Annotated in this window: 21 protein-coding genes; 11 read left to right on the forward strand and 10 right to left on the reverse strand. The window is 70.4% G+C overall.

Going from position 1 to position 23,788, the window contains the following annotated elements; genetic code table 11:
* Positions 1–42 precede the first annotated feature (42 nt).
* The 4 genes from I596_RS05425 to I596_RS05440 form a co-directional block, all read right to left on the reverse strand.
* Positions 43–777 carry a murein L,D-transpeptidase catalytic domain family protein gene (locus tag I596_RS05425; RefSeq protein WP_067645262.1) on the reverse strand — a complete coding sequence of 245 codons (735 nt, stop codon included), beginning with the start codon at positions 775–777 and terminating at the stop codon, positions 43–45.
* Between the two features lie 107 nt (positions 778–884).
* Entirely contained in the window at positions 885–2,138 is a 1,254-nt protein-coding gene (locus I596_RS05430; RefSeq protein WP_083965394.1) for a L,D-transpeptidase, read from the reverse strand.
* A 40-nt stretch (positions 2,139–2,178) separates the two neighbouring features.
* Positions 2,179–3,687 (reverse strand): right-handed parallel beta-helix repeat-containing protein, encoded by a 1,509-nt coding sequence (locus I596_RS05435; protein ID WP_150132028.1) that lies wholly within the window; start codon positions 3,685–3,687, stop codon positions 2,179–2,181.
* A 113-nt stretch (positions 3,688–3,800) separates the two neighbouring features.
* Positions 3,801–5,684: an ATP-binding cassette domain-containing protein gene (locus tag I596_RS05440; RefSeq protein WP_067645266.1), complete on the reverse strand. Its 1,884-nt coding sequence runs from the start codon at positions 5,682–5,684 to the stop codon at positions 3,801–3,803.
* Positions 5,685–5,827: 143 nt separating this feature from the next.
* Between I596_RS05440 and bamJ the strand changes: the two genes are divergently transcribed.
* The 9 genes from bamJ to I596_RS05485 all read left to right on the forward strand — a co-directional run bounded on the left by bamJ (position 5,828) and on the right by I596_RS05485 (position 16,374).
* Complete coding sequence (gene bamJ, locus I596_RS05445) at positions 5,828–6,556, forward strand: BamJ family beta-barrel-assembly machinery protein (RefSeq protein WP_083965395.1); 729 nt, start codon at positions 5,828–5,830, stop codon at positions 6,554–6,556.
* Between the two features lie 110 nt (positions 6,557–6,666).
* Positions 6,667–8,007: a UDP-glucose dehydrogenase family protein gene (locus tag I596_RS05450; RefSeq protein WP_067645268.1), complete on the forward strand. Its 1,341-nt coding sequence runs from the start codon at positions 6,667–6,669 to the stop codon at positions 8,005–8,007.
* Positions 8,008–8,159: 152 nt separating this feature from the next.
* Positions 8,160–9,920, forward strand: coding sequence for a DUF1800 domain-containing protein (locus I596_RS05455; RefSeq protein ID WP_190278995.1), 1,761 nt, complete (start codon positions 8,160–8,162; stop codon positions 9,918–9,920).
* Between the two features lie 14 nt (positions 9,921–9,934).
* A complete protein-coding gene (locus I596_RS05460) occupies positions 9,935–11,278 on the forward strand; it encodes a DUF1501 domain-containing protein (RefSeq protein ID WP_067645272.1) in 1,344 nt (447 codons plus the stop codon).
* Positions 11,279–11,537: 259 nt separating this feature from the next.
* A complete protein-coding gene (gmd, locus tag I596_RS05465) occupies positions 11,538–12,674 on the forward strand; it encodes a GDP-mannose 4,6-dehydratase (RefSeq protein WP_083965397.1) in 1,137 nt (378 codons plus the stop codon).
* Positions 12,671–12,886 (forward strand): SlyX family protein, encoded by a 216-nt coding sequence (locus I596_RS05470; protein ID WP_067645274.1) that lies wholly within the window; start codon positions 12,671–12,673, stop codon positions 12,884–12,886. Before gmd ends, I596_RS05470 begins: the two co-directional genes overlap by 4 nt.
* A 6-nt stretch (positions 12,887–12,892) precedes the next feature.
* Entirely contained in the window at positions 12,893–13,498 is a 606-nt protein-coding gene (locus I596_RS05475; protein ID WP_067645276.1) for a DUF2058 domain-containing protein, read from the forward strand.
* A 307-nt stretch (positions 13,499–13,805) separates the two neighbouring features.
* A complete protein-coding gene (locus tag I596_RS05480) occupies positions 13,806–14,288 on the forward strand; it encodes a hypothetical protein (protein WP_067645278.1) in 483 nt (160 codons plus the stop codon).
* A 382-nt stretch (positions 14,289–14,670) separates the two neighbouring features.
* Positions 14,671–16,374 carry a hypothetical protein gene (locus I596_RS05485; protein ID WP_223303920.1) on the forward strand — a complete coding sequence of 568 codons (1,704 nt, stop codon included), beginning with the start codon at positions 14,671–14,673 and terminating at the stop codon, positions 16,372–16,374.
* Between the two features lie 108 nt (positions 16,375–16,482).
* Here I596_RS05485 and phbB (I596_RS05490) read toward each other — a convergent pair whose 3' ends face one another.
* The 4 genes from phbB (I596_RS05490) to gluQRS form a co-directional block, all read right to left on the reverse strand.
* Positions 16,483–17,229 (reverse strand): acetoacetyl-CoA reductase, encoded by a 747-nt coding sequence (gene phbB, locus I596_RS05490; RefSeq protein WP_067645282.1) that lies wholly within the window; start codon positions 17,227–17,229, stop codon positions 16,483–16,485.
* 126 nt (positions 17,230–17,355) lie between these two features.
* A complete protein-coding gene (gene phaR, locus I596_RS05495; protein ID WP_067645284.1) occupies positions 17,356–17,874 on the reverse strand; it encodes a polyhydroxyalkanoate synthesis repressor PhaR in 519 nt (172 codons plus the stop codon).
* Between the two features lie 238 nt (positions 17,875–18,112).
* Positions 18,113–18,853: an acetoacetyl-CoA reductase gene (gene phbB, locus I596_RS05500; RefSeq protein ID WP_067645286.1), complete on the reverse strand. Its 741-nt coding sequence runs from the start codon at positions 18,851–18,853 to the stop codon at positions 18,113–18,115.
* A 123-nt stretch (positions 18,854–18,976) separates the two neighbouring features.
* Positions 18,977–19,864 carry a tRNA glutamyl-Q(34) synthetase GluQRS gene (gluQRS, locus tag I596_RS05505; RefSeq protein ID WP_067645288.1) on the reverse strand — a complete coding sequence of 296 codons (888 nt, stop codon included), beginning with the start codon at positions 19,862–19,864 and terminating at the stop codon, positions 18,977–18,979.
* A 143-nt stretch (positions 19,865–20,007) separates the two neighbouring features.
* Here gluQRS and htpX point away from each other — a divergent pair, with 143 nt between their 5' ends.
* Entirely contained in the window at positions 20,008–20,889 is an 882-nt protein-coding gene (htpX, locus tag I596_RS05510) for a protease HtpX (protein WP_067645290.1), read from the forward strand.
* A gap of 655 nt (positions 20,890–21,544) precedes the next feature.
* On the opposite strand, the gene I596_RS05515 is transcribed toward htpX, so the two are convergent.
* Complete coding sequence (locus I596_RS05515; RefSeq protein ID WP_067645292.1) at positions 21,545–21,910, reverse strand: response regulator; 366 nt, start codon at positions 21,908–21,910, stop codon at positions 21,545–21,547.
* Between the two features lie 124 nt (positions 21,911–22,034).
* Positions 22,035–23,033 carry an acrylyl-CoA reductase family protein gene (locus I596_RS05520; protein WP_067645294.1) on the reverse strand — a complete coding sequence of 333 codons (999 nt, stop codon included), beginning with the start codon at positions 23,031–23,033 and terminating at the stop codon, positions 22,035–22,037.
* Between the two features lie 140 nt (positions 23,034–23,173).
* Between I596_RS05520 and I596_RS05525 the strand changes: the two genes are divergently transcribed.
* Positions 23,174–23,776 (forward strand): TetR/AcrR family transcriptional regulator, encoded by a 603-nt coding sequence (locus I596_RS05525; protein WP_067645296.1) that lies wholly within the window; start codon positions 23,174–23,176, stop codon positions 23,774–23,776.
* The last annotated feature ends 12 nt before the right edge of the window (positions 23,777–23,788 follow it).

Here is a 23,788-nt window from a genome sequence, read left to right on the forward strand (position 1 = left end):
GCACGCGCGCGGCGCGACCTGCGCGGGGATCGACGGCGCGCCCTAGTTGGCCGCGGCGTGGCGCGCGCCGGTGCCGTGCGCGGCCAGGCGGGCGTCGGGCTCGCCGCAGTCCGGCGCCAGCAGCGGCGATCCGGCCAGCCAGGCCGGATCGGGGTAGTAGGCGAACAGGAACGCGCCGTCGCGGATCGTGTCGATCAGCGCGCGCGCGATCGCCGGGCGCACCGCCGGGCAGCCGAGGCTGCGGCCCAGCCGGCCCTGGCTGCGGATCAGGTCCTGGCTGACGTACGGCGCCCCGTGGATCACGATCGCGCGCTCGCGGGCGCGGTCGTTGAAGCCGGGTTCCAGGCCGCGCAGCCGCAGCGAGTAGCCGTTGTGGCCGACGTACGGCTCCTCGGTCAGGAAGCCGCCGAGGCTGGACATGTAGCTGCCGTCCTGGTTCGAGAAGCGCGTCGCGCGGTCCTGGCCGGTGTTGCGGCCGTGGGCGACCCATTCCTCGAACAGCAGCCGCTGCGCGTGGAGGTCGAACACCCACAGGCGCGGCTGCGTCGAGGGCTGCGAGTAGTCGATCACGCCGAGCGTGCGTGGCGCGGTACCGGCATGGCGCGCGGCACAGGCCAATGCCTGCGTGGCCAGGGCGAGGACCTCGCGGTCGAGCGCGGGCGCGGCGGCGGCCAGCGTATCGGTGAGCGGGTCCGGGGGTGTGGCGGCTTGCGCCAAGGCCGGCCCTGCGGCGGCACAGAGCACGGCCAGAGCCGTGCGGCGGACACGATGCAACATCAGGACGGCGCCTACGGGACGGCTCCGGAGCGGGACGAGGCGCCGATCTATCCACATCGGCGCCGCGAAGTCCAGTTCAAAGCGTGTTAACGCGCGTCAGGTCCGGATCAGGGGGCCGGCGTGGCCGGCGGGTCGGACTCCAGCACCGGCTGCAGCGCCTGGCCGGTCGGCGTGGCGCGCACCGCCGGCAGGTCGGTCAGCAGCACGGTCGCGCCCGGCGTCAGCGCGTCGTAGAGGCGCCGTGCGAAGGCCGGCGGCAGGTCCAGCGGCCGCGCCTGCTGCAGCCGCAGCTGCAGCAGCGCCAGCGAGGCGGCGTCGTTGCCGAGGATCGGATAGGCGGTCCACTGGTGGTGCGGCCGCTCCGGGTCGAGCACGCTCGGCCCGTCCTCGGTGCGCTCGCCCATCACCAGCAGCACCGAGCCTTGCAGCGCGAAATCCGGGTCGGCGCCGAGCCGGGCCTCGCCGATGCCGATGCCGTTGCGCAGCACGAACACACGCCGCTCGCGCAGGCTGACCAGGACGCTGAGCGGGCCGTCCGGCGCGGCGGTATCGTCCCAGGCGTAGCGCGCGCCGCCGGCCGCTTCGGCGGCTTCCTCGCGCGTGGCGGTTTCGGCCGGCCCGGCCGGCGCACCGCCGACGGCGACCGGCGCCAGCATCGCCGGGTGCACCAGCGCCGCGGCCGAGGCCTTGCCGTCGGCGACCACCACGGTGTCGCCACGCCGCGTGACCGCGAAGAGTTTCTCGGCAAAAGCCTTCGGCAGGCGCACGCAGCCGTGCGAAGCCGGGTAGCCGGGCAGGGCGCCGCCGTGCAGCGCGATGCCGTCCCAGGTCAGGCGCTGCATGTACGGCATCGGCGCGGCGTTGTAGAGGTTGGAGCGGTGGTCCTTGCTCTTCTGCAGGATCGTGAAGACGCCGGTCGGCGTGTCCTTGCCGGGCTTGCCGGAGCTGATCGTCGAGACGCCGATCGCGATGCCGTTGCGGTAGGCATAGGCCCGCTGTTCGTCGAGGCTGACGACCAGCACCAGCGGCCCGGCCGGCGCGATTTCCGGATGCCACAGGAACTGGCCCGGTTCGAGCGCGGCGGGGTCGGGTTCGGCCGGGCTCGGTTCGATCGCCGCGGCCGATGCGCGGCCGGCTCCGCCAGCGGCGGAAGCGGCTGCAGCGGGTCCGCTCGAGCCGGTGCCGGTCAGGCCGGCTTTGGCCGGAGCGGCTCCGGCCACGCCAAGCCCGACCGGATCGGACCTGATCGAACCCGGACCGGGCGTCGCGGCGGCAGCCGCCGGCTGCGTGAGCGCCCACGCGACGGCGGCGCCGAGGACGCCCGGCAGTATGCGTGACGGCAGGCGGAGCAGTCGTGACATGGCGGCCTCCGGTCGGATCCACGGCCGCCATTGTGCGCGATCAGGGCTCGAAGTCGTCCTCGAACAGGCGGTCACCCAGGCGCAGGCACGGCGAGTACTCGGAGGTCGGGCCGCTGCCGACGCTCACTTGCAGCGTGGCGGTCGCCGTGGCGAACCCCTCCTCCGGCAGGTCCGGGAACGAGCCCTGGAAGGTCGCCGTGCCGTCCGGTCCGGTGAAAATCGTCGCGTAGGTGAGATAGCTCGAGCTGCCCGCAGGCGCGTCCGGGCCGCAGCTGACCATCGTGTAGAAGTCGATGTAGTAGGTCGTGTTCGGCTGTGCGCTGAGCCGCCCGAACAGTCGCCCTTCGGCCGTGTCGACGCCGGTCAGCACCGGTGCGTTCTGCAAGCCGTTGGGACCTTCATCGGCGTCGAGCGGATCGTTCGGCGTGGGACCTTCGACGCCGTCGACGGCGAGGTCGATAGCCAGGCCCAGGTTGCCGAAGATCGTATTGCCGATGATCGACACGCGCTGCGTCGCGCTGCTGTCGCCCGGGCCGGTGACCAGGATGCCGGGGCCTGCGTTGCCGACGATTCCGTTGCTGACCGTGCCCGGGATCCCGCTGCCGATCAGGATGCGCTCGCCGCCGCGGACGGCGATGCCCGGTCCGGCATTGGGCACGGTCGCGAGCGGAAACGCCGCCAGACCGACCAGATTGCGGGTCAGGCGATGGTCGCTGCCCGAGACGATCTCGATGCCGCAGCGCTCGTTGCCGGACACGACGTTGCCGGGCGTGGCGTTCGGCGCGTCGTCGCCGCCGATCAGTGTGTTGAGCGTGGGTTCGGCGCCGGTGCCGGTGGTGCCGATCACGATGCCGCAACCGTTGCCGCGCGTCGACGCGCCGGTGCGGTCGGTGCCGACCAGGTTGCCCTGAACGCGGGCATGGCTGCCACCGACGTAGATGCCGGTATGACTGTTTCCGGAAACCAGGTTGCGCTGCGCGCGCGCCGTGCCGCCGATCTGGGCGAAGTCGCCGATGACGCTGAAGCCCACGCGCGTGCCCGGAGCGCTCGGATAGACGGTCGTGCCGTCCGGTGCGATGCCGATGAAGTTGCCGGTGACCGTGGCACGATCGGCGAGCAGGTTGATCTGGCTGCCGCCGAAACGGTTGATCGCCAGGCCGCGGATCGTGCTGTCAGTGGCACCGACCAGCAAGGTCAGTCCGCTCGCACTGAAGTCGCCGGGGCCGCGGATCTCGACGCGGATCTGGGCGTTGGTCCCGGCGACCAGCGTATTGGTCGCCGCCCCCGGCTGGGTGTAGCCGTCGATGCTGACCGGTCCGGTGATACCGGGCAGGCTGGTGGTGATCGCGATCGTGTGCGGCCCGGTGCCGGGGATCGCGAACGCGATCGTATCGGCGCCGGCGGCCGCGTTGGCGTCGAGGATCGCCTGGCGCAGCGAACCGGGGCCGGCGTTGAGCGTAGTGGTGACGGTGAACGTGGCGGCACCGGCGGCGGCCGGCGCCAGGGCGGCGACGGCGGCCAGCCGGTACAAGGAGGTGGGCAGGGGCATGGCGCGGCTCCGGAAGGCAGGGCGCGGCGCGCCCTTTGCCGCTTCAGCGCAGGACGGCCCGCGGCCAGGACATCGCGCCGCGCCGGCGCCGGTCCGGGACCGCCAGGGTGTCGTCAGGCGAGGTCGTCGGCGGCCTGTTCCAGCGCGGCCTGGCGGTCGAGCCAGGCCTCCTCCAGTGCGCCGATCTCGGCGCCGAGGCGGCCGCGGCGGGCAGTCAGGTCGGCGATGCGCGTGCCTTGGCTGCCGTCGTAGAGCGCCGGGTCGGCGAGCTCGGCCTCGACCCGGCTGCGCTCGGCTTCCAGCGTGGCCAGCTGCTTCTCGATGCGCTCGGCCTCGCGCCGCAGCGGTGCCAGGCGCGCGCGCTGCTCGGCGCGCTCGCGGCGGTCGTCGCGGCGCGAGGCGCCGGCTGCCGCATCGGTGGCCGCGGCCGGCTTGCGCAGGACCAGCCGCGCGTAGTCGTCCAGGTCGCCGTCGAAGGCCGTGACGCGGCCGTCGCGGACCAGGCGGTATTCGTCGCAGCAGGCGCGCAGCAGGCCGCGGTCGTGGGCGACCAGCACGATGGCGCCGGCGAAATCCTGCAGGGCCTCGGCCAGCGCCTCGCGCGTGTCGCTGTCCAGGTGGTTGGTCGGCTCATCCAGCAGCAACAGGTTGGGGCGCCGGAACACCACCAGCGCCAGGGCCAGGCGCGCCTTCTCGCCGCCGGAAAAGCCGCCCACGTCGGCCAGCGCGCGCTCGCCGGAGAAGCCGAAGCCGCCGAGGAAATCGCGCGCGGCCTGCTCGCCGAGGTCCGGCTGCAGCCGCAGCAGGTGCATGACCGGCGTCGCCTGCGGATCGAGCTGCTCGAGCTGGTGCTGGGCGAAATAGCCCACGACCAGCCCCTTGCCCTCGCGCCGCTCGCCGGCCAGCGGGGCCAGGGTGCCGGCCACCAGCTTGACCAGGGTCGACTTGCCGGCGCCGTTGGCACCGAGCAGGCCGATCCGGTCGCCGGCGCGCAGCGTCCAGCGGATGCCGTCGACGATGCGCCGCTCGCCGTAGCCGGCCGCGGCCTCGTCCAGCACCAGCAGCGGTGCCGGCAGGGCCGCCGGCTCGGCGAACGCGAACGTGATGCCCGACTCCAGGCGCACCGGCGCGACCAGTTGCATCCGCTCCAGCGCCTTGAGCCGGCTCTGCGCCTGGCGTGCCTTGGTCGCCTTGGCCTTGAAGCGGTCGACGAAGGATTGCATGTGCGCGCGCAGCCGCTGCTGGCGTTCGGCCAGCGCCTGCTGCTGGGCCAGTCGCTCGGCGCGCTTGCGCTCGAAGCCGCTGACCGTGCCGCCGAACAGCTCCGCCTCGCCGTCGGCCAAGTGCAGTACGTGGGTGACCACCGCGTCGAGGAACTCGCGATCGTGCGAGACCACGATCAGCGTGCCCGGGTAATGGCGCAGCCATTCCTCCAGCCAGAACACCGCGTCGAGGTCGAGGTGGTTGGTCGGCTCGTCGAGCAGCAGCAGGTCCGAGCGGCACATCAGCGCCTGCGCCAGGTTCAGCCGCATGCGCCAGCCGCCGGAGAACGCAGCCACCGGGCGCGTCTCGTCGCCGGGCGTGAAGCCCAGGCCGTGCAGCAGTTCGCCGGCGCGTGCCCGCGCCGCGTAGCCGCCGATCACCTGCATGCGCTCGTGCAGCTGCGCCTGCGCCGCCGCGTCGTGGGCGGCCTCGGCCTCGGCCAGGGCGCGCTCGACGCGCCGGAATTCCGCATCGCCGTCCAGGGCGTAGTCCAGCGCGCTGACCGCCAGCGCCGGGGTCTCCTGCCGGACGTGCGCCAGCGTCCATTCGCGCGGGCGGGCGAAGTCGCCGGCATCGGGTGCCAGCTCGCCGCCGATCAGCGCCAGCAGGCTCGACTTGCCGGTGCCGTTGCGGCCGGTCAGGCCGACCCGCCACCCCGGATGAATGAGAAAGCTGGCGTCGTTCAGCAAAAGCCGGGAACCCCGACGCAGGTTCAGATGGTCAAAGCGCAGCATGGTCGGCAGTTTAACCGGCGGTTTGCCAAGAAACCCGACCGCAGGGACAATACGCGACCCGGCGCTGCGGCCGTAGCGGTCGGCTCGGTGTCCCGAGAGAACTCGAAGGCCGGCCATTCCCACCTTATTTCCAGGAGCAATCGATGACCCGTTTCACCTGCAAGACCCTGCTCGCGGTCGCCGTGCTGACGGCGTTCGGCGCGGGCTCCGCCCTCGCCGCCGATGCCTCGCTGAAGACCGAGAAAGACAAGGTCAGCTACATGGTCGGCATGCAGATCGGTCGTAGCCTGGGCCAGATCAAGGACGACATCGACCTGGCCACCGTCTACAAGGCGATGCAGGACGCGGTCGGCGGCGGCAAGACCCTGCTGACCGAGGAAGAGGCCAACAAGGTCGGCCAGGACTTCCAGCAGAAGCTGCAGACCAAGCACCTGGCCGAGCAGAAGGCCGCGGCCGAGAAGAACAAGACCGAAGGCGAGGCGTTCCTGGCCTCCAACAAGTCCAAGTCCGGCGTCAAGACCACCGCCAGCGGCCTGCAGTACCAGGTGGTCAAGGAAGGCACCGGCAAGAAGCCCAAGGCCACCGACACCGTCAAGGTCGACTACACCGGCACCAAGATCGACGGCACCAAGTTCGACAGCTCGGTCGACCGCGGCACCCCGGCGACCTTCCCGCTGAACGGCGTCATCAAGGGCTGGACCGAAGGCCTGCAGCTGATGACCGAAGGTTCGGAGTACAAGCTGTTCATCCCGGCCGACCTCGCCTACGGCGAGAACGCGCCGCCGAACATCGGCCCGAACGCCACGCTGATCTTCGACGTCAAGCTGATCTCGATCGAGAACGCAGCCGCCACCGAGCCGGCCAAGAAGTAAGACCGCGCAAGCGGTATCCGCGCCGAGGGCGTGCCGCGAACCGGCGCGCCCTCGTCGTTTGCGGGACGTGATGCGGGTGGCAGGGTTTCCACCGATTCTGGAGTTAGCTCATGCGGGTAACGATCTTCGGCACCGGCTACGTGGGACTGGTCACCGGCGCCTGCCTCGCGGAAGTCGGCAACGAGGTGACCTGCGTCGACGTCGACGCGGGCAAGATCGCGCGGCTCGAAGCCGGCGAGGTGCCGATCTTCGAGCCCGGCCTGGAGGTGCTGGTCCGCGACAACCGCGCGGCCGGCCGCCTGCGCTTCACCACCTCGGCCGCGGCCGGCATCGCCGGTGCGCAGCTGATCTTCATCGCCGTCGGCACGCCGCCGGACGAGGACGGCAGCGCGGATCTCTCGCACGTGCTGGCCGTCGCCCACACGATCGGCGCGGAGCTGGCCGAGCCGGTGGTGGTCGTCAACAAGTCCACCGTGCCGGTCGGTACCGCCGACCGGGTCCGCGCGACGATCACCGCGGCCCTGGCCGAGCGCGGCGCGGCGATCGCGTTCGACGTCGCTTCCAATCCTGAATTCCTCAAGGAAGGCGACGCGGTCAAGGACTGCATGCGGCCGGACCGGATCATCATCGGCTCGGACAGCGCCCAGGCCGTGGCGCGCCTGCGCGCGCTCTATGCGCCGTTCAACCGCAACCACGATCGCATCGTCGTGATGGACGTGCGCTCGGCCGAGCTGACCAAGTACGCCGCCAACGCGATGCTGGCGACCAAGATCAGCTTCATGAACGAGATCGCCGCGATCGCCGAGCAGGTCGGTGCCGACGTCGAGCAGGTGCGCCTGGGCATCGGCTCGGACCCGCGCATCGGCTACCACTTCATCTATCCGGGCGCCGGCTACGGCGGCTCGTGCTTCCCCAAGGACGTCAAGGCGCTGGAGCACACGGCACGCAGCCACGGTGCCGAGCCGCGGCTGCTGGCGGCGGTGGAAGCGGTCAATGCCGCGCAGAAGCAGCGGCTGTTCGCGCTGTTGCAGCAGCACCTGGGCGACCTGGCCGGCCGGACCATCGCGGTCTGGGGCCTGGCGTTCAAGCCGAACACCGACGACATGCGCGAGGCACCCAGCCGCACCCTGCTCGAGCGGCTCTGGTCGGCCGGTGCCCGCGTCAACGCCTACGACCCGGAGGCCGCGCACGAGGTGCGCCGGCTGTACGGCGAGCGCAGCGACCTGGCGCTGTGCCCGGATGCCTACGCGGCCCTCGACGGCGCCGACGCGCTGGTGGTCGTGACCGAATGGAAGGCGTTCCGCAGCCCCGATTTCGAGCGCATCCGCCGCACGCTGCGGACCTCGGTCGTCGTCGACGGGCGCAACATCTTCGATCCGGCCGCGGTCGAGGCCGCCGGCCTGGCCTACTACGGCATCGGTCGCGGCCGCAGCGTGCGCCGGCCCGATTGAAGGAACGCCGCGCGGCGCCGGCGTAAATCAGCGCTTGCCGTCACGTTTTCGACCGATCCGGGCCGTTTAATCTGTCGAGGGTCGGCGTTGCGGGGGTGGCGAATATGGATGGGCAGGGTTTGGGCCGCGCGGGTCTGTCGCGGCGCACGTTCTTGGCCGGGAGTCCGGTCGAAGGCGGCAGCCGCGGCGCGGGCCTGTCGAGCCGCGCGCTGACACCGCCGTTCGCGGTCTACGTGCTGGGCCGGCTCGGCTTCGGTCCGCGCAAGGGAACCGCCTTCAGCGTGCAGCAGTTCAACGCACTCGGCGCGACCGACGACGCGCGCCTGACCGCCTTCGTCGACCAGCAGCTCAATCCGACGCTCGATCCCGGCGGCCACGTCACCGATCCGGACGTCGCCGCGCGGCTGGCACACGAGAGCTTCGCCACGCTCAACAAGAGCTTCGACCAGCTCTGGCTCGACCACGAGGTCAACGGCTCGCTGTCGGGCCAGCCCTACACGCGCGACTGGCCGATCCGCGAGGTCGAGCGTGCCGTGTTCGTGCGCGCGTTCCATTCGCGCTGGGGCCTGTTCGAGCAGCTGGCCGATTTCTGGCACAACCACTTCAACTGCTACGGCTACGACCGCTACGCCGCGCCGACCTTCGTCAGCTGGGACCGCGACGTGATCCGCAAGAACGCGCTCGGCAACTTCCGCACGATGCTGCAGAAGACGTTCGAGTCGCCGGCGATGCTGTACTTCCTCGACAACTACATCAACCGAGCGCCGAGCTTCAACGAGAACTACGCGCGCGAGATCATCGAGCTGCACACGCTCGGCTCGATCAACTACCTCGGCCCGGACCTGCAGCAGAACCAGGTGCCGCTGATCGCCGCCGGCCAGCCCGGTGCCGGCTGGCCGGTCGGCTACGTCGACGCCGACGTCTACGAGCTGGCCCGCTCGTTCACCGGCTGGACCTTCTACCGGGGCGGCGGCTCCAATCCCAATACCGGCCTGCCGTACCTGGTCACCGACCAGCACGACATCGGCCAGAAGACCGTGCTCGGCGAGTTCGCCGCCGCCAATACGCCCTATGCCAGCGAGCACCAGCGCTTCCTCGATCGCCTGGCCTACCATCCGGGCACGGCCCGGCACATCGCGCTCAAGCTCGCCCGCCGCTTCCTCGGCGACGACCCGCCGGCCAGCGTGGTCGACGCCGCCGCCCGGGAGTTCTGGGACAACCGCACCGCCCCCGACCAGATCAAGAAGACCGTGCGCAAGATCCTGCTGCACGACGGCGGGCCCGGTTCGTTCCGCGACCTCGGCAATTTCGGCAACAAGGCCCGCAAGCCGTTCGAGACGGTCGTGGCGGCGCTGCGCGCGACCGGTGTCGACTTCACGGTCCGCCGCAACGACAGCGCCAGCGACGGCTTCATGGACCGCTACCGGCGCAGCGGCCACCGGCCGTTCGACTGGCGGCCGCCGGACGGCTTCCCCGACCACTCCAGCTACTGGCTCGGTGGCGGCGCCTACGTGCATGCCTGGCGCACCATCGACTGGGTGCTCGACCAGGGCCTGAACGCCGACCAGACGCCGCTGGCGCCGGTGCTGGCGATCACGCTGGCCGAGCTCGGCGCCGCACCGGCGCTGCACACGCCCAACACCCTGGCCAACTTCTGGCTGACGCGCGTGTTCGACTGGGCGCCCGATGCGACGGCCGGCTGGCGCGGTACCGAGCTGCATACCCAGGTCGCCGCATTCATGTGCCGCAATACCGACACGGTCACCTATTTCGGCGCGGATGTGGGGATCGGCAACGGGCCGGCCGGCAACACCGCCGGCATCGGCACCGACGCGGGCCCCAACTACTGGCACAGCCGGCTGCGCGGCATGGTCGACTGCATCGTGTTCAGTCCGCAGTTCATGGTCCGCTGAAGGAGCCGACGACGATGGGCAACCTGACACGACGCGGCTTCCTCAAGGGTTCGACGCTGTGCCTGACGGCGCTGGGCGGCCTGCGGCTCGGCCTGCACGCCGATCCGGCACGCGCCGCCTGGAGCGGCGATCGCTTCCTGGTCTACGTCTACCTGCGCGGCGGCATCGACGGGCTCAACATGGTCTGCCCGATCGCCGGTCCCGACCGTGTGCCGTACGAGCAGCGCCGGCCCAACATCCACCTGCGCACCACCGGCGCGACGGCGGCGCTGCCGCTCGGCGCCAGCAGCTTCGGCCTCAATTTCGCCGCCACCGGCCTGCACGAGCTGTACGGTCAGGGCAAGCTGGCGATCGTGCACGGCACCGGTTTTCCGCCGGGCCAGATCACGCGCTCGCATTTCGATGCGCAGGACTACATGGAGCACGGCACGCCGGGGAGTTCCTCGATCGGCACCGGGTGGCTGGCGCGCCATCTGGCGAGCGCCGGCCAGGTGCCGGACGCGGCGATGATTCCCGCCTTCAGCGCCGGCAGCAATGCGCCGGCCAGCCTGCTCGGCCGGCGCGACGCGATGGTGCTGGACGATCCCAACAGCTACCACCCCAACGCCAACAACGGCAACGTCGACGGCGTGCCGCGCTACAAGCTCTCGACGTTGATGACGCTGCAGAACCTCTACCAGGGCACCGGCGACCTGGATCGCGCCGGTGCCGGTGCGACCGAGACCGTCGAGCTGGTCGACACCCTCAACATCGCCAGCTACACCCCGTCGCCCGGCGCCAACTACCCCAGCACCGGCGTGGCCGCCACGCTCGGCAATCAGGCCAAGCTGATCGCCAACATCGCCAAGCGCGGCCTGGGCCTGCAGGTCGCCACGCTCGACTACGGCGGCTGGGACACGCACGAGAACCAGGGCGACGGTACCCAGGCGGACCTCAATCAGAACCAGTACGCCGCGCGCCTGGCCGGCCTGTCGCAGACGCTGCACGCGCTCTACACGGACCTGGCCGGATCGGGCATGGCCAACCGGATGGTCGTGGTCGTCCACAGCGAGTTCGGCCGGCGCGTACGCGAGAACGCCAACCGCGGCACCGACCACGGCAGCGCCAACCCGATGCTGGTGCTCGGCGGGCGCATACGTGGCGGCCAGCTGTACGGCAGCTTCGGTGGCCTGCAGGACGGCCAGCTGTTCCAGAACGAGGACGTGGCCACCACCACCGACTTCCGCCGGGTGCTCAGCGAAGTCGTCACCGGCCATCTCGGCAGCACCGCGCTCGGCAGCGTCTTTCCCGGCTATGCCTACCCGGGGCCGCTCGGCCTGCTGCCCGGCGACCCGATATTCGCCGCCTCGTTCGACTAGGCGGCCGCCGAGCCTGTACCTCGGCGCCGTCGCCGTTTACCATCAGCGCCCTTTGATAGCAGGCTGTCGAGAACGGCCTGCTGGCGCGGTCTTGGGACGGATCGCTCCCGGGCCGGCGGCGCAAGTCGTTGATTGGAGGAACGGGCGGCGCGGTTATGCTGCGCCCGTGTGATTCGAGGAGGGGCAGGAACGCCCGTACTCGACAACCTGATGGGGCCGCCCGGCGCCGTGCCGCGCCTGGCCGATAGCGTGGGAGCCGATGAAGAAACGAGCGCTGATCACCGGCGTCACCGGCCAGGACGGCGCGTACCTGGCCGAGCTGCTGCTGGCCAAGGGCTACGAGGTGCACGGCATCAAGCGCCGCGCTTCCTCGTTCAATACCGAGCGCATCGACCACCTCCACCACGAGCTGGACGAGTCCGGCCCGGCGCTGACGCTGCACTACGGCGACATGACCGACTCGCTGAGTCTGCTGCGGATCGTGCAGCAGGTGGAGCCGGACGAGATCTACAACCTCGCCGCGCAGAGCCACGTCGCCGTGTCGTTCGAGGAGCCCGAGTACACGGCCAATGCCGACGGCCTGGGCACGCTGCGCCTGCTCGAGGCGATCCGCATCCTCGGGCTCAAGGACAGCTGCCGGATCTACCAGGCCTCGACCTCCGAGCTGTACGGCCTGGTCCGCGAGACGCCGCAGCGCGAGACCACACCGTTCCATCCGCGCTCGCCCTACGGCGTCGCCAAGCTCTACGCCTACTGGATCACCGTCAACTACCGCGAGGCCTACGGCATCTACGGCTGCAACGGCATCCTGTTCAACCACGAGTCGCCGATCCGCGGCGAGACCTTCGTGACGCGCAAGATCACGCGCGCGCTGGCGCGCATCGTCCACGGCCTGCAGAAGACCTTGCACCTGGGCAACCTCGACGCCCGCCGCGACTGGGGCCATGCCCGTGACTACGTCGAGGCGCAATGGCTGATCCTGCAGCAGGATCAACCCTGCGACTACGTGATCGCCACCGGCATCCAGCATTCGGTGCGCGAGTTCGTCGTGCGCGCTGCACATGCGATGGGCGTGGAGATCGTCTTCCGCGGCAGCGGCGAGGACGAGCAGGGCGTGGTCGAGGCGGTGACCGCGCCCGATACGCCGCTCAAGCCCGGCCAGGTCGTGGTGCGCATCCATCCGCAGTACCAGCGGCCGTCCGAAGTCGGCACCCTGCTCGGCGACGCCACACTGGCGCGCGAGCGGCTCGGCTGGACGCCGCGCACCTCGTTCGACGACCTGGTCCGCGAGATGGCGCTGGCCGATCTCGCGCTCGCCGCCGACGAGGCCCGCGGCGTGGTCGGTGCGCGCCATGGGCGGCACCTGATCGAGACGCTGCCGGAGCGCCGGCGATGATGGCCAGCTTCGAGGAGCGCCTGACCGAGCTGGAAGTCCGGCTCGCCTTCATCGACGACACCGTGAACGCCCTCAACGGTGTCGTCGCCGACCAGGACCGTCGCGTGCAGCAGCTGTCGGACGAGCTCGAACGGCTGCGCGCCGAGCTGCTCGGGGTCCGCTCGGCACTGTCGCACGACATCCGGGACGAACCTCCGCCTCCGCACTACTGAGCCGTCATGTCCGAATCCCTGCGCGATCAGCTGCTGAAAGCCGGCCTGGTCAAGAAGCCCGTCCCCGAGAACAAGCCGCACCCGAAATCCGGCCGGCCGCCGGGCTCCTCGCAGCGCCCGCCCGGCAAGGGCGGTGCACCGCACGGCAACGCCCCGAAGAGCGGCACGCCGCACGGCCACGGACCGAGGGGCGGCGCCGCCAAGAGTCAGGGCGAGATCGACCTCGCCAAGGCCTACGCGCTGCGCCAGCGCGAGGAGAACGCCGAGCGCCAGCGCATCGAGCGCGAGGCCGCCGAGCGCAGCCGGCTCAAGAAGGAGCGCAAGCAGAAGCTCGGCACGCTGTTCGCCGGCAAGGCGCTCAACGTGGCCGACGCCGACGTCGCGCGCCATTTCCCGCACGGCGGCAAGATCCGCCGCGTCTACGTCACGGCCGACCAGCTGCCGCGGCTCAACGGCGGCGAGCTGGCGGTGGCGCAGCACGCCGGGCGCTACCTGTTGGTCGAGCGCGCGATCGCGCTCGCCGCGCAGGTGATCGACCCCGATGCTCTGGTGCTGCTGTGCGATCCGGACGCGCAGGCAGAGGACGATGTGCCGGCGGACTTGGTCTGGTAGTTGGCATATGGGCGCGGCGATTTCCGTCGCTGCGCTCGCTCGTTCGGCGAGCTTCACATCGCTTGGCACCCTGTCAGGGTGTGGCGTGGTCCCCGATGTAGCTGGCATCGCCAGCGTCGCTTCGCATCGGACGGCGATCCCGATGCCGCCAGGTCGTGGAGAGCTGCCCTCGCAGGTACCGCAGTGGCGCCGGATTCGCGAGGCTGCCCCGCACGAATGGCAGACCGAGGCCGTAGAGTGTGCTTGGTTCGCGGTTCCGGTCTGACGATAGATTGTCCTGGAGCGGCTTGGTCGACGCCGTTTCGCGATGCTGCTCGAAAGCAGCAGATGCAATGAGGCGGCCGTGCAGCGACTGAAGGTGAAAAGCAGTGCGTACTTCGCCATTGCCATGGCGTCTTCGGTTGCGCTTTTTCTTCTTCGTTCCGAGCTCATCGGACAGCCAATCCTCGTGGCCGGCTTTGTTGCGGTGCTGTTCGCTGCGCTCTTGGGCTACACGCTGGGTTCCTGGTACTTCCCGGTTGAAGGCGAACGCCCGGGCTTTGAGCCCGTCGCCGCTCCATTGCTCATCCTGTTCTTGGCTGTGTTCGCCGGCGCAGCTACTGCGATGTTGTGGGGCGTATTGGACGATCCTTCCGCCGGGCTTGGCGAGATTGTTCTTTGGATCATTCCCGTAAGCTTGCTCGGCGTGATCGCATTCATTTCCGTGGCATGGCCAGCAATTCTGGTGTCCTTTCTGGGGCAGGAATCGCACTGGCGAGGCTCAGTCGCGACGACGTACCGGCCGAGCTGACCGGATAGTCACCCGGCGTCCTGCCATCGGCGCGCCCCCGGCGTCGCTGCACCAGCCTGATTTCCTCCCCGCCGGCGCCGCGCGCCGGCAGGCACCGGCCTGCGCGCGTGCGGTTTCCGCGGCCGGCCGGCGGCCTGCACGAGGACCTCACGCGGATCTCCCATGATTCTCATGCCGATGGAGCACGGATCGGTGATGCGCGGAGTGAAAACCGAGCGTGCGGCGAGTTTCGCGGCGGCCGGCAGGATCGATAGTCCGGGACGGCGGACGCGGCTCGCAGGCAGGGGCGTCCGCCATCCCATCCACGCGGGATGCGGCCGCTCGACGTGCCGGTGCCCGCACTGAACGGACGGCCCGGCCGCCCGCGGAGGACGCCTCGATGATGTCCCGTTACTCGTATTTCGCCGCTGCCGGCGCGCTGCTGCTGGCGCTGCCGGCGTTCGCCCAGACCACCGTGGTGACCTTCGACGAGGGCTGGTCGGGCTGGAACGCCCCGGCCGAGACCGTCGCCCCCGAAGGCGGCAATCCCGGCGCCAACGCCCACATCGTCTTCGGCGGCTACGGCCTGACGCTCTGGACCGACAGCGATGCCGCTTTCCTCGGCGACTACGGCACCGCTACGCCGGTCACCATCGGACTGGACGTCGAGGCGCAGGCGCTCACCTCGGTCGAGGGCGCCCCGATCACCCGGCCGCTGCTGGTGGAGTTCCGCAACTACGCCTACGCCTCGGACGACGCGCCCTATGCCTCGGTCTGGTACCCGCTGGGCACGCTCGCCTCCGGCCAGGCCTGGACCACCTGGTCGGTGAGCTTCGATCCCACCGCCGCGGCGCTGCCGGCCGGCTGGGGCGGCACCGGCGCCTTCGATCCGGAAACCGGCGAGCCGGTGCTGCCGGCCGGTGTCGGCTTCGCCGACGTGCTCGCGCAGGTCGACGAGGTCGCGTTCACGACGGTGACGCCCGGCACGTTCTCGGTCCAGGTCAACTACGACGTGCGCTTCGACAATCTCAGGATCGCCCGCGGCGAGACGCCGGGGCCGACGGCGCCGCCGCGCTACGCGGTCGTCGACCTCGGCACCTTCGGCGGCGAGCTGGCCAATGCGCACGCGATCAACGATCAGGGCCACGTGGTCGGCACCGCCGAACGGCCCGACCAGAACGCGCTGCCGTTCGTGTGGCGCGGCGAGGCGTTGATCAACCTGGGCTCCCTGATCCCCGGCCAGGCCGAAGGCTTCGGCGTGGCGCATGCGATCAGCGAGAACGGCCTGGTGGCCGGCTATTCGGCCGCGCCGTATCCGCTCGGTCCGGGTTCGGTCGGCCATGCGTTCTTCTGGTCGCCGGAGGCCGGCATGATCGACCTGACGCCGGACAGCCCGGCACTGAGCATCGCGCGTGCGGTCAACGATGCCGGCCAGGTAGTCGGTGAGATCGGCGGCAGCGGCGGCGGCGCGTTCATCTGGAGTGCGCAGGCCGGCTTCTCGGTGATCCAGCTGCCGAACATGCTGTTCACCAGCAACGCCGCCGAGGACATCAACGCCTCCGGCCAGGTCGTCGGCCATGCGTTCAACACCGACTCGCAGTACGCCGGCTGGGTCTACGACAGCGCCACCGGCGAGAGTCGCCAACTGCCGCCGCTGGAGCGCGCGCCGTCCCAGACGCGTGCGATCAACGACACCGGCGACGTGGTCGGCTACAGCGCGCGCAGCAACAACCAGCAGCGGCCGGTCCTGTGGCGGCACGACGGCACGGTCGTCGACCTCGGCTTCCTGCCGGTGCCGGGCTTCAGCACCGGCTACGCCACCGACATCAACGAGCAGGGCTGGGTGATCGGTGCCGACTACGCCGACGCGCCGGGCATCCCGACCAAGGGCTGGCTGTGGATCGGCGGCGAGAAGCACGAGTTGCGCACGCTGCTGGCCGACCCGCAGGCGCAGATCGACTGGAGCGAGTTCAGCACGCCGCTCGGCATCAACAACCGCGGCGAGATCGTCGGCATCGGCATCCGCGAAGGCTTGCCGGGGCGGGCCTTCCTGTTGCGACCGCTCGGCGACGTGCTGTTCGCCGACGGTTTCGAAGCGGAGGAGTGAGGCAGCGGCCGCCACCGGTTTTCGCATGCGGTGGCGGTGGTCAAAACGCATCACGCCCGGCGCAGGCCGGGCGTGATGGGGGGCAGTGCCGACGAACGCTGTCTGCGCTCAGAAGCCCATGAAGTAGCCGCCGTTGACCGGCACGTTGGCGCCGGTGATGAAGCCCGATTCGTCGGCGGCGAGGAAGTCCACCACACGCGCGATCTCCCAGGGCTCGCCGAGCCGGCCGACCGGGATGTCGGCGACGATGCGCTCGCGGATGTCGGTGGCGATCGCCATGACCAGGGCGGTCGCGCAATAGCCGGGCGAGACGCTGTTGACGGTCACGCCCTTGCCGGCCACCTCGCGCGCCAGCGCCATCGTGAAGCCGTGCATGCCGGCCTTGGCGGCCGAGTAGTTGGTCTGGCCGAACTGGCCGGTCTGGCCGTTGACCGAGGAGATGTTGACGATGCGGCCGAAGCCGCGCCGGGCCATGCCCTCGATCACCTGGCGGCACATGTTGAACACGCCGTCGAGGTTGATGCGCAGCACGTCCGCCCATTGCGCCGGCTCCATCTTGCGCAGCGTGGTGTCGCGCGTGATGCCGGCGGCATTGACGAGGATGTCGATCGCACCGTGTGCGTCCTCGACCTGCCGGACCAGGTCGCGGCAGGCCGCATGGTCGGCGACGTCCAGCGCGGCGAAGCCGATGCGACCGTCGAAATTCGCCGTTTCCTCGGTGAAGGCAGCCACGCGCTCGGTGCGCGTGCCCAGGTCCGCTGCGATCACCTGGCGGCCGGAGCGGGCCAGGTACTTGCAGATCTCGGTGCCGAGTCCGCCGATGCCGCCGGTCACGACGGCGACGCGCTTGCTCATCTTCGATTCCCCGTTCAGGTGGTCGCGCCACCCTGGTGTGTTGCGGCGCGACAGCTGCGGTGCCGCAGCATGCCCGTCGCGGCGCGCCCTCTCGCGACCGCAACGGCGACGCTCGGATCGTTCAGCCTAGGGCTTGCCGTCCGGCTTGGGCTTGACCGGCGGTGGCGGGGTGCCGGGTGGCACCGGCCCGCGCTGGACCGAGTTGGCGGCTGCCGTCAGGAACCCCTGCTGCAGCGACTTCCACAGGTCCACGTTGCGCTCGGTCATGTCGTTCAACATCGACCACGGCGTCTGGCCGAGGATGTTGTTCAACTGGCTGCGGAACTGGTGCTGCTGGTCCAGGAACACCTGCAGGCTCTTCTCGAGGTAGCTGCCCATGAATCCCTGCAGCGAATCCCCGTAGAAGCGGATCACCTGGGAGAGCAGGTTGGTCGTGAACATCGGCTGCCCGTGTTCCTCGTGCTCGGAGATGATCTGCAGCAGGACCGACCGGGTCAAGTCCTCGCCGGACTTGGCGTCGCGGACCTCGAACTGTTCGCCATCGGTGACCAGCTGACGCACCTCTTCCAGCGTGATGTAGCTGGAAATCTCGGTGTCGTAGAGCCGGCGGTTGGGGTACTTCTTGATGATTCGGATTTGTGCCATGCGGCGAAGCTACCAGATTGCGCCGCGCCGCACCAGTTGCGTGCTGCGCAGCACGCCGAAACCACGCGGTTCACAAATGGATTTCAAATCCGTGACTTAGCGATGACGCGGCGGGCGCGGGGTGGCCCGGCGGGGCACGGAAACGGCGGTCGGCACGGCGCCGCGACCGGCGGTTTTGCTGCGGACGATCGAGGCTGTGGTCGCCGCCGGTCCCGGGCAGGACCGGCGGCGCGCGGGCTCACCAGCCCATGTAGTGGCCGCCGTTGATCGCCAGGTTGGTGCCGGTGATCCAGGCCGCCTGCTCGGCGGCGAGGAAGCCCACCGCGTAGGCGATCTCGGCCGGCTCGCCCAGGCGCCCGACCGGGATCTGCGCGACGATCTTCGCGCGCACCTCCTCCGGCACCGCCATCACCATGTCGGTGCCGACATAGCCCGGCGAGACCGTGTTGACGGTGATGCCGAACTTGGCGTTCTCCTGCGCCAGCGAGATCGTGAAGCCGTGCATGCCGGCCTTGGCCGCCGCGTAGTTGGCCTGGCCGTACTGGCCCTTCTGGCCGTTGATCGAGCTGATCTGGACCACGCGGCCCCACTTGCGGTTGCGCATGCCGTCGATGATCGGACGGGTCATGTTGAAGCAGGAGTTGAGGTTGGTGTTGATGACGTCGTGCCACTGCTCGGCGCTCATCTTGTGGAACGTCGTGTCGCGCGTGATGCCGGCGTTGTTGACGAGGATCTCGACCGGGCCGAGCTGGCGCTCCACCTCGCGCGCGATGCCCTCGGCCGAGGCGCTGTCGGAGACGTCGCCGTGCGCCAGCGCGAAGTCGAAGCCGTCGGCCTTCTGCGCCGCCTGCCAGGCCTTGGCGCGTCCCTCGTCGCGGTAGTTGGTGGCCACCTTGTGCCCCTGCTGGGCGAGGTAGCGGCAGATGGCCGTGCCGATGCCGCCGGTGCCGCCGGTTACCAGTGCAACGCGTGCCGTCATGATGTGTTCCCTAGTCATGGAGAGAGGATCGGATGCGGGCAATGCGAGCGGCCCGCGTGACTGCGTGCCGTGGCGCCGGACCGGTGCCTGATGCACGAGCGTACAGCGATTGTGCCGGCCGGGTCATGAAACTTCCCGCTGCGCTGCGTCACGTCCCGGCGCTGCCGGCGTGCCGCGCGGAATGCAGGCCGGGTCGAAGCGGGCCGTTGCCGCCGACAGCAGGGCCGGCACGCCGGACCGGCGCGGCACGTCCTGGCCGAGGAAGCGCAGCGCCGCCCGCAGCGCCGGCAGCGGATCGTCGGCGCGTACCGGCCGTGCCAGGTCGCTCTTGCCGAGCTTGCGGCCGTCCGCGTCGAGCACCAGCGGCAGGTGCATCCAGGCCGGCGAGGGCAGGCCCAGCAGGCGCTGCAGCACGATCTGCCGCGGCGTCGAGTCGAGCAGGTCGGCGCCGCGCACCACCTCGCTGATCGCCTGCGCCGCGTCGTCGACGACCACCGCGAGCTGGTACGCGGGCCAGCCGTCGGCGCGCCGGATCACGAAATCACCGACGACGGCAGCGACGTCCTGGGTCACCCGGCCCTGCACGCCGTCCTCGAACGCCACCGGGCCCGCCGGTACCCGCAGGCGCATGGCGGCGTGCCGGCCGGCGGGTGCCGGTGCCACGCAGCGGGCCGGATGGTGGCCGCCGAACGGTGCCAGGTCGCTACGGCTGCAGGCGCAGGGATAGGCGTGGCCGGCCGCTTCGAGCCGTGCCACCGCGGCGTCGTAGCGGTCGCGCCCTTCGCTCTGCCGGCGGACCGGCTCGTCCGGCCGCAGCCCGAACGCGGCCAGCGTGGCCACGATCGTCTCGCCGGCGCCGGCCACCTCGCGCGCCGGATCGATGTCCTCGATGCGCACCAGCCAGGCGCCGCCGGCAGCGCGTGCGCGCAGCCAGCTGCCGAGCGCGGCCACCAGCGAGCCGAAGTGCAGCGAGCCGGTGGGCGAGGGAGCGAAGCGTCCGCGATAGGTCATCGGCTGGGTGGCGAGGTCACGGCGGCGAGCGGCGTGAACCAACGGCGACCGGCCGGGTCCAATCCGCGCGACGCTTGAAATGCGGGCAGTTTATCCTTAGCTCCCGTCTCAGTACGCGCCCCAGCCCCCCACGCGAGGACCCCATGCGCCGGATTCTTCTGTTCATTGCGACCAACCTGGCCGTCATGCTGCTGCTGACGATCGTCGTCAAGCTGTTCGGCATCGACACCTACACCTATCGCAATGGCGGCATCAACCTGCAGGGCCTGCTGGTGATGTCGGCGGTGCTCGGCTTCGGCGGCTCGTTCATCTCGCTGGCGATGTCCAAGTGGATCGCCAAGTCCCAGACCGGCGCCCGCGTGATCGACAGCCCGGCCAACGCCACCGAGGCCTGGCTGGTCGCCACCGTGCGCAAGCAGGCCGACGCCGCCGGCATCGGCATGCCGGAAGTGGCGGTCTACGACGCGCCTGAAATGAACGCCTTCGCGACCGGCATGAACCGCAACAGTGCCCTGGTCGCCGTCAGCACCGGCCTGCTGCAGCAGATGAACCGCGACGAGGTCGAGGCCGTTCTCGCGCACGAGGTCAGTCACGTCGCCAACGGCGACATGGTGACGATGGGCCTGATCCAGGGCGTGGTGAACACCTTCGTGATCTTCCTGGCGCGCGTGATCGGCGCGGTCGTCGATCGCGCGATCAGCGGCAACCGCGAAGGAGGCTCCGGCCCGGCCTATTTCCTGATCGTCATCGTGCTGCAGCTGGTGCTGGGCGTGCTGGCCTCGATCATCGTGATGGCATTCTCGCGCTGGCGCGAGTTCCGAGCCGACGCCGGCGGCGCGCGCCTGGCCGGCCGCGAGAAGATGATCAACGCGCTGGCCCGGCTGTCGGGCAACCACGGCGAGAACACCCTGCCCAAGGCGATCCAGGCCTTCGGCATCTCCGGCGGCGACCTGCGCAAGCTGTTCTCCAGCCACCCGCCGATCGAAGAGCGCATCGCGGCGCTGCGGGCCGGCACTGCGCGCTGATCCTTTTCGCGCCTTTGCTCCGATGAACAAGCCGCCTGCGCGAGCAGGCGGCTTTTCTTTTGGTTTTTCATCCACCGCAGATCAGTCTGCCCGGCTTCGGCTTCGGCTTCGGTTTCGGCTGTCGCTGTGGCTCCTGCCTTTATCGCCCTAAAGCAAGCCGAGCATCGCAGGGCGAGGAGGCCGCAAAGGCGCCCCGTGTCTGAGCGAAGCGAGTTGGGGCGCCGTGCCTCCTCGCCCGAGAAGCACAGGGAACCGGTCCGGCGCAGCCGGATCGGCTTGCGCCGGGCAAAGGGGTTCTGGTTCCTTTTGGCCCGTCAAAAAATGTCCGGGAGACATTTTTGACATCGCGTTAGCGATGGCCCGGAGGGCGGCGGCCAGGGATGGCTGCCGCAAAAGGGACTTGGCAAAAGTAACCAAAACCGCCGTCGCCGGCGCGAGCCGGCACGGCTGCGCCGCGCCGGTCCCCTGCGCTTCTCGGTCGGCCAGGCACGCTGCCCCAACTCGCTTCGCTCAGACACGGGGCAGCTCTTCGGCCTGCCTGACCTGCGATGCTCGGCTCGCTTTAGGCGCCAACAGCGAAAAGCCACAGCCACAGCCGATCGACTCTCGCGGATCGCGCGCGAGCCGCGCCCGGCGCGCGAAACAGGGCGACCCCTTAGGCCGCCAGCGAAGTACTGATCGCGGCGATCAGCTCGGACTCGTTGACCGGCTTGGTGACGTAGGCCTTGGCGCCCTGGCGCGCGCCCCAGATGCGGTCGGTCTGCTGGTCCTTGGTGGTGACCAGGATGACCGGGATGTGGCTGGTCTTGGGATCGCGCGAGATCGTACGGGTCGCCTGGAAGCCGTTGAGGTTCGGCATGACCACGTCCATCAGGATCAGGTCCGGCAGGTCGCGCCGCGCCGCCTCGACGCCGGCGGCGCCGTCCTCGGCCGTCAGCACCTGGTGCCCGAGCTTTTCCACCAGGCGGCTCAGGCCTACCAGTTGGGAAGGGGAGTCATCGACGATCAGGATGCGCGCCATGGCCGCACGGGGTCCGTGTATACGTCGCGGCATTCTAAACACGGGCGTCGCCGGCCGCTACACGCTGCGGTGGCAGCGGCGGGAACGGCCGTAAAACGCCGACCGCCGGTGCGTGGCCGTCGCCTCAGTCCATCGTGACGAGCTTGCGGCCGAACGAATCGCCGCCGAGCATCGTCCCGAACACGCCGCCGAGCGCGTCCAGCGTGACGCTGCCGGTCGCGATCGTCTCCAGGTGGGCCGGCTTCCAGTCGTCGGCCAGGTGCTGCCAGATGCGCTCGCGGACCGGCCGCGCGGTGCCGGCCGAGGCCACGCCGAGCAGGGACAGGCCGCGCAGGATGAACGGCATCACCGTGGTCGCCAGCTCCGCGCCGCCGGCGTTGCCGCAGGTGGCGATCGCGCCGTACGGGCGGATCACGCGCGTCAGGCCGGCCAGCATGTCGCCGCCGACGTTGTCGATCGCGCCGGCCCAGTGCGCCGCCTCCAGCGGCCGCTGGCCCCAGTACAGTTCCTTGCGCGCGATGCACTGTGTCGCGCCGAGGTTGATCAGGAAGTCGAACTGGTCGGCCTTGCCGGTGATCGCCTGCGCCTCGAAGCCGGCGCGCGTCAGAATGTCGATCGCCAGCATGCCGACGCCGCCGGTGGCGCCGGTCACGACGATCGGCCCCATGTCCGGCGTCTGGCCGTTGCGGACCAGCTGGAACACCGCCAGCGCCGCCGTGAAGCCGGCGGTGCCGAGGATCATCGACTCGCGCAGGGTCAGGCCCGCCGGCAGCGGGATCGCCCACTGCGATTCGAGCTTCACGTACTCGGCATAGCCGCCGTCGCGCGTCTCGGACAGGCCGCAGCCGGTGCACAGCACCGCATCGCCCTCGCGGAAGGCCGGGTCGGTCGAGGCCGCCACGTAGCCGGCCACGTCGATGCCGCCGTTGAGCGGGTGCCGTCGCAGGATCTTGCCCTTGCCGGTGCCGGCCAATGCATCCTTGTAGTTGATCGACGAGAACGCCGTCTTGACCAGCACCTCGCCGGGCGTCAGCGCGTCGGCGGACATGTCCTCCACCGCGGCGCGGTAGCCGTCCTGATCGTTGCGGATGCGGAAGGCGCGGAAGTGGGCGGGCGACGACATGGGGCGGCAGGACCTCGATGCACGGGGAAAGACGCCGAATGATGCCGTCCGGCCACCGCCCGGCGCCAGCCCGCCCGCCGCGCCGCCGCCGTCACGGCCGGCACTGGACAATTAGAACGATCGTTCTATTATTTGCGGCCATGAGCCTCGCCGCCGTCACTCCCAAGGGCACTGCCACGCGCGAAGCGCTGCTCGGCCACGCCTACGGCATCGCCTCCTCGCAGGGCCTGGAAGGTTTGTCGATCGGCGAGTTGGCGCGGCTCGCCGGCATGTCCAAGAGCGGCGTCTTCGCGCACTTCGGCTCACGCGAGGACCTGCAGCTGGCCGTGCTCGACCACGCCGCCGAGCGCTTCACGCACGAGGTATTGGTGCCGGCGCTGCGCGCCCGCCGCGGCCTGGCGCGGCTGCGCGCGATCTTCGCCGGCTGGGTGGACTGGGTACGCGAGAGTCCCGAGGGTTGCCCGATCCTGAGCGCCGCGGTCGAATACGACGGCCGCCCCGGCGTCCTGCGCGAGCGTGTCGTCGCGCTGCAGCTGCGCTGGCGTTCCGAGCTCCGCCGCGCGGTGCAGATGGCGATCGACACCGGCGAGTTGCCGGCCTCCACGGACCCACACCAGCTCGGCTTTGAATTGTTCGGCATCGTGCTGGCCTACCACCACGATGCGCGCCTGCTCGACGTGGCGTCCGCGGCCGGTCATGCCGAGGCCGCGCTCGACCGCCTACTGGCGTTCCGTTCCCCCTGACCGACCCGAGGT

It is taken from the genome of Dokdonella koreensis DS-123 (assembly GCF_001632775.1).
GTDB classification, from domain to species: domain Bacteria; phylum Pseudomonadota; class Gammaproteobacteria; order Xanthomonadales; family Rhodanobacteraceae; genus Dokdonella; species Dokdonella koreensis.

What these genes read in the sequence shown, in the direction of transcription:
- gmd (WP_083965397.1), top strand. Translation starts at nt 11,538, where the DNA reads ATGAAGAAACGAGCGCTGATCACCGGCGTCACCGGCCAGGACGGCGCG.
- bamJ (WP_083965395.1), top strand. Translation starts at nt 5,828, where the DNA reads ATGACCCGTTTCACCTGCAAGACCCTGCTCGCGGTCGCCGTGCTGACG.
- I596_RS05470 (WP_067645274.1), top strand. Translation starts at nt 12,671, where the DNA reads ATGATGGCCAGCTTCGAGGAGCGCCTGACCGAGCTGGAAGTCCGGCTC.
- phbB (WP_067645282.1), bottom strand. Translation starts at nt 17,229, where the DNA reads ATGAGCAAGCGCGTCGCCGTCGTGACCGGCGGCATCGGCGGACTCGGC.
- I596_RS05425 (WP_067645262.1), bottom strand. Translation starts at nt 777, where the DNA reads ATGTTGCATCGTGTCCGCCGCACGGCTCTGGCCGTGCTCTGTGCCGCC.
- I596_RS05485 (WP_223303920.1), top strand. Translation starts at nt 14,671, where the DNA reads ATGTCCCGTTACTCGTATTTCGCCGCTGCCGGCGCGCTGCTGCTGGCG.
- I596_RS05460 (WP_067645272.1), top strand. Translation starts at nt 9,935, where the DNA reads ATGGGCAACCTGACACGACGCGGCTTCCTCAAGGGTTCGACGCTGTGC.
- I596_RS05520 (WP_067645294.1), bottom strand. Translation starts at nt 23,033, where the DNA reads ATGTCGTCGCCCGCCCACTTCCGCGCCTTCCGCATCCGCAACGATCAG.
- phbB (WP_067645286.1), bottom strand. Translation starts at nt 18,853, where the DNA reads ATGACGGCACGCGTTGCACTGGTAACCGGCGGCACCGGCGGCATCGGC.
- I596_RS05515 (WP_067645292.1), bottom strand. Translation starts at nt 21,910, where the DNA reads ATGGCGCGCATCCTGATCGTCGATGACTCCCCTTCCCAACTGGTAGGC.
- I596_RS05435 (WP_150132028.1), bottom strand. Translation starts at nt 3,687, where the DNA reads ATGCCCCTGCCCACCTCCTTGTACCGGCTGGCCGCCGTCGCCGCCCTG.
- I596_RS05480 (WP_067645278.1), top strand. Translation starts at nt 13,806, where the DNA reads ATGCTGCTCGAAAGCAGCAGATGCAATGAGGCGGCCGTGCAGCGACTG.
- I596_RS05440 (WP_067645266.1), bottom strand. Translation starts at nt 5,684, where the DNA reads ATGCTGCGCTTTGACCATCTGAACCTGCGTCGGGGTTCCCGGCTTTTG.
- I596_RS05525 (WP_067645296.1), top strand. Translation starts at nt 23,174, where the DNA reads ATGAGCCTCGCCGCCGTCACTCCCAAGGGCACTGCCACGCGCGAAGCG.
- I596_RS05450 (WP_067645268.1), top strand. Translation starts at nt 6,667, where the DNA reads ATGCGGGTAACGATCTTCGGCACCGGCTACGTGGGACTGGTCACCGGC.
- I596_RS05430 (WP_083965394.1), bottom strand. Translation starts at nt 2,138, where the DNA reads ATGTCACGACTGCTCCGCCTGCCGTCACGCATACTGCCGGGCGTCCTC.
- htpX (WP_067645290.1), top strand. Translation starts at nt 20,008, where the DNA reads ATGCGCCGGATTCTTCTGTTCATTGCGACCAACCTGGCCGTCATGCTG.
- gluQRS (WP_067645288.1), bottom strand. Translation starts at nt 19,864, where the DNA reads ATGACCTATCGCGGACGCTTCGCTCCCTCGCCCACCGGCTCGCTGCAC.
- phaR (WP_067645284.1), bottom strand. Translation starts at nt 17,874, where the DNA reads ATGGCACAAATCCGAATCATCAAGAAGTACCCCAACCGCCGGCTCTAC.
- I596_RS05475 (WP_067645276.1), top strand. Translation starts at nt 12,893, where the DNA reads ATGTCCGAATCCCTGCGCGATCAGCTGCTGAAAGCCGGCCTGGTCAAG.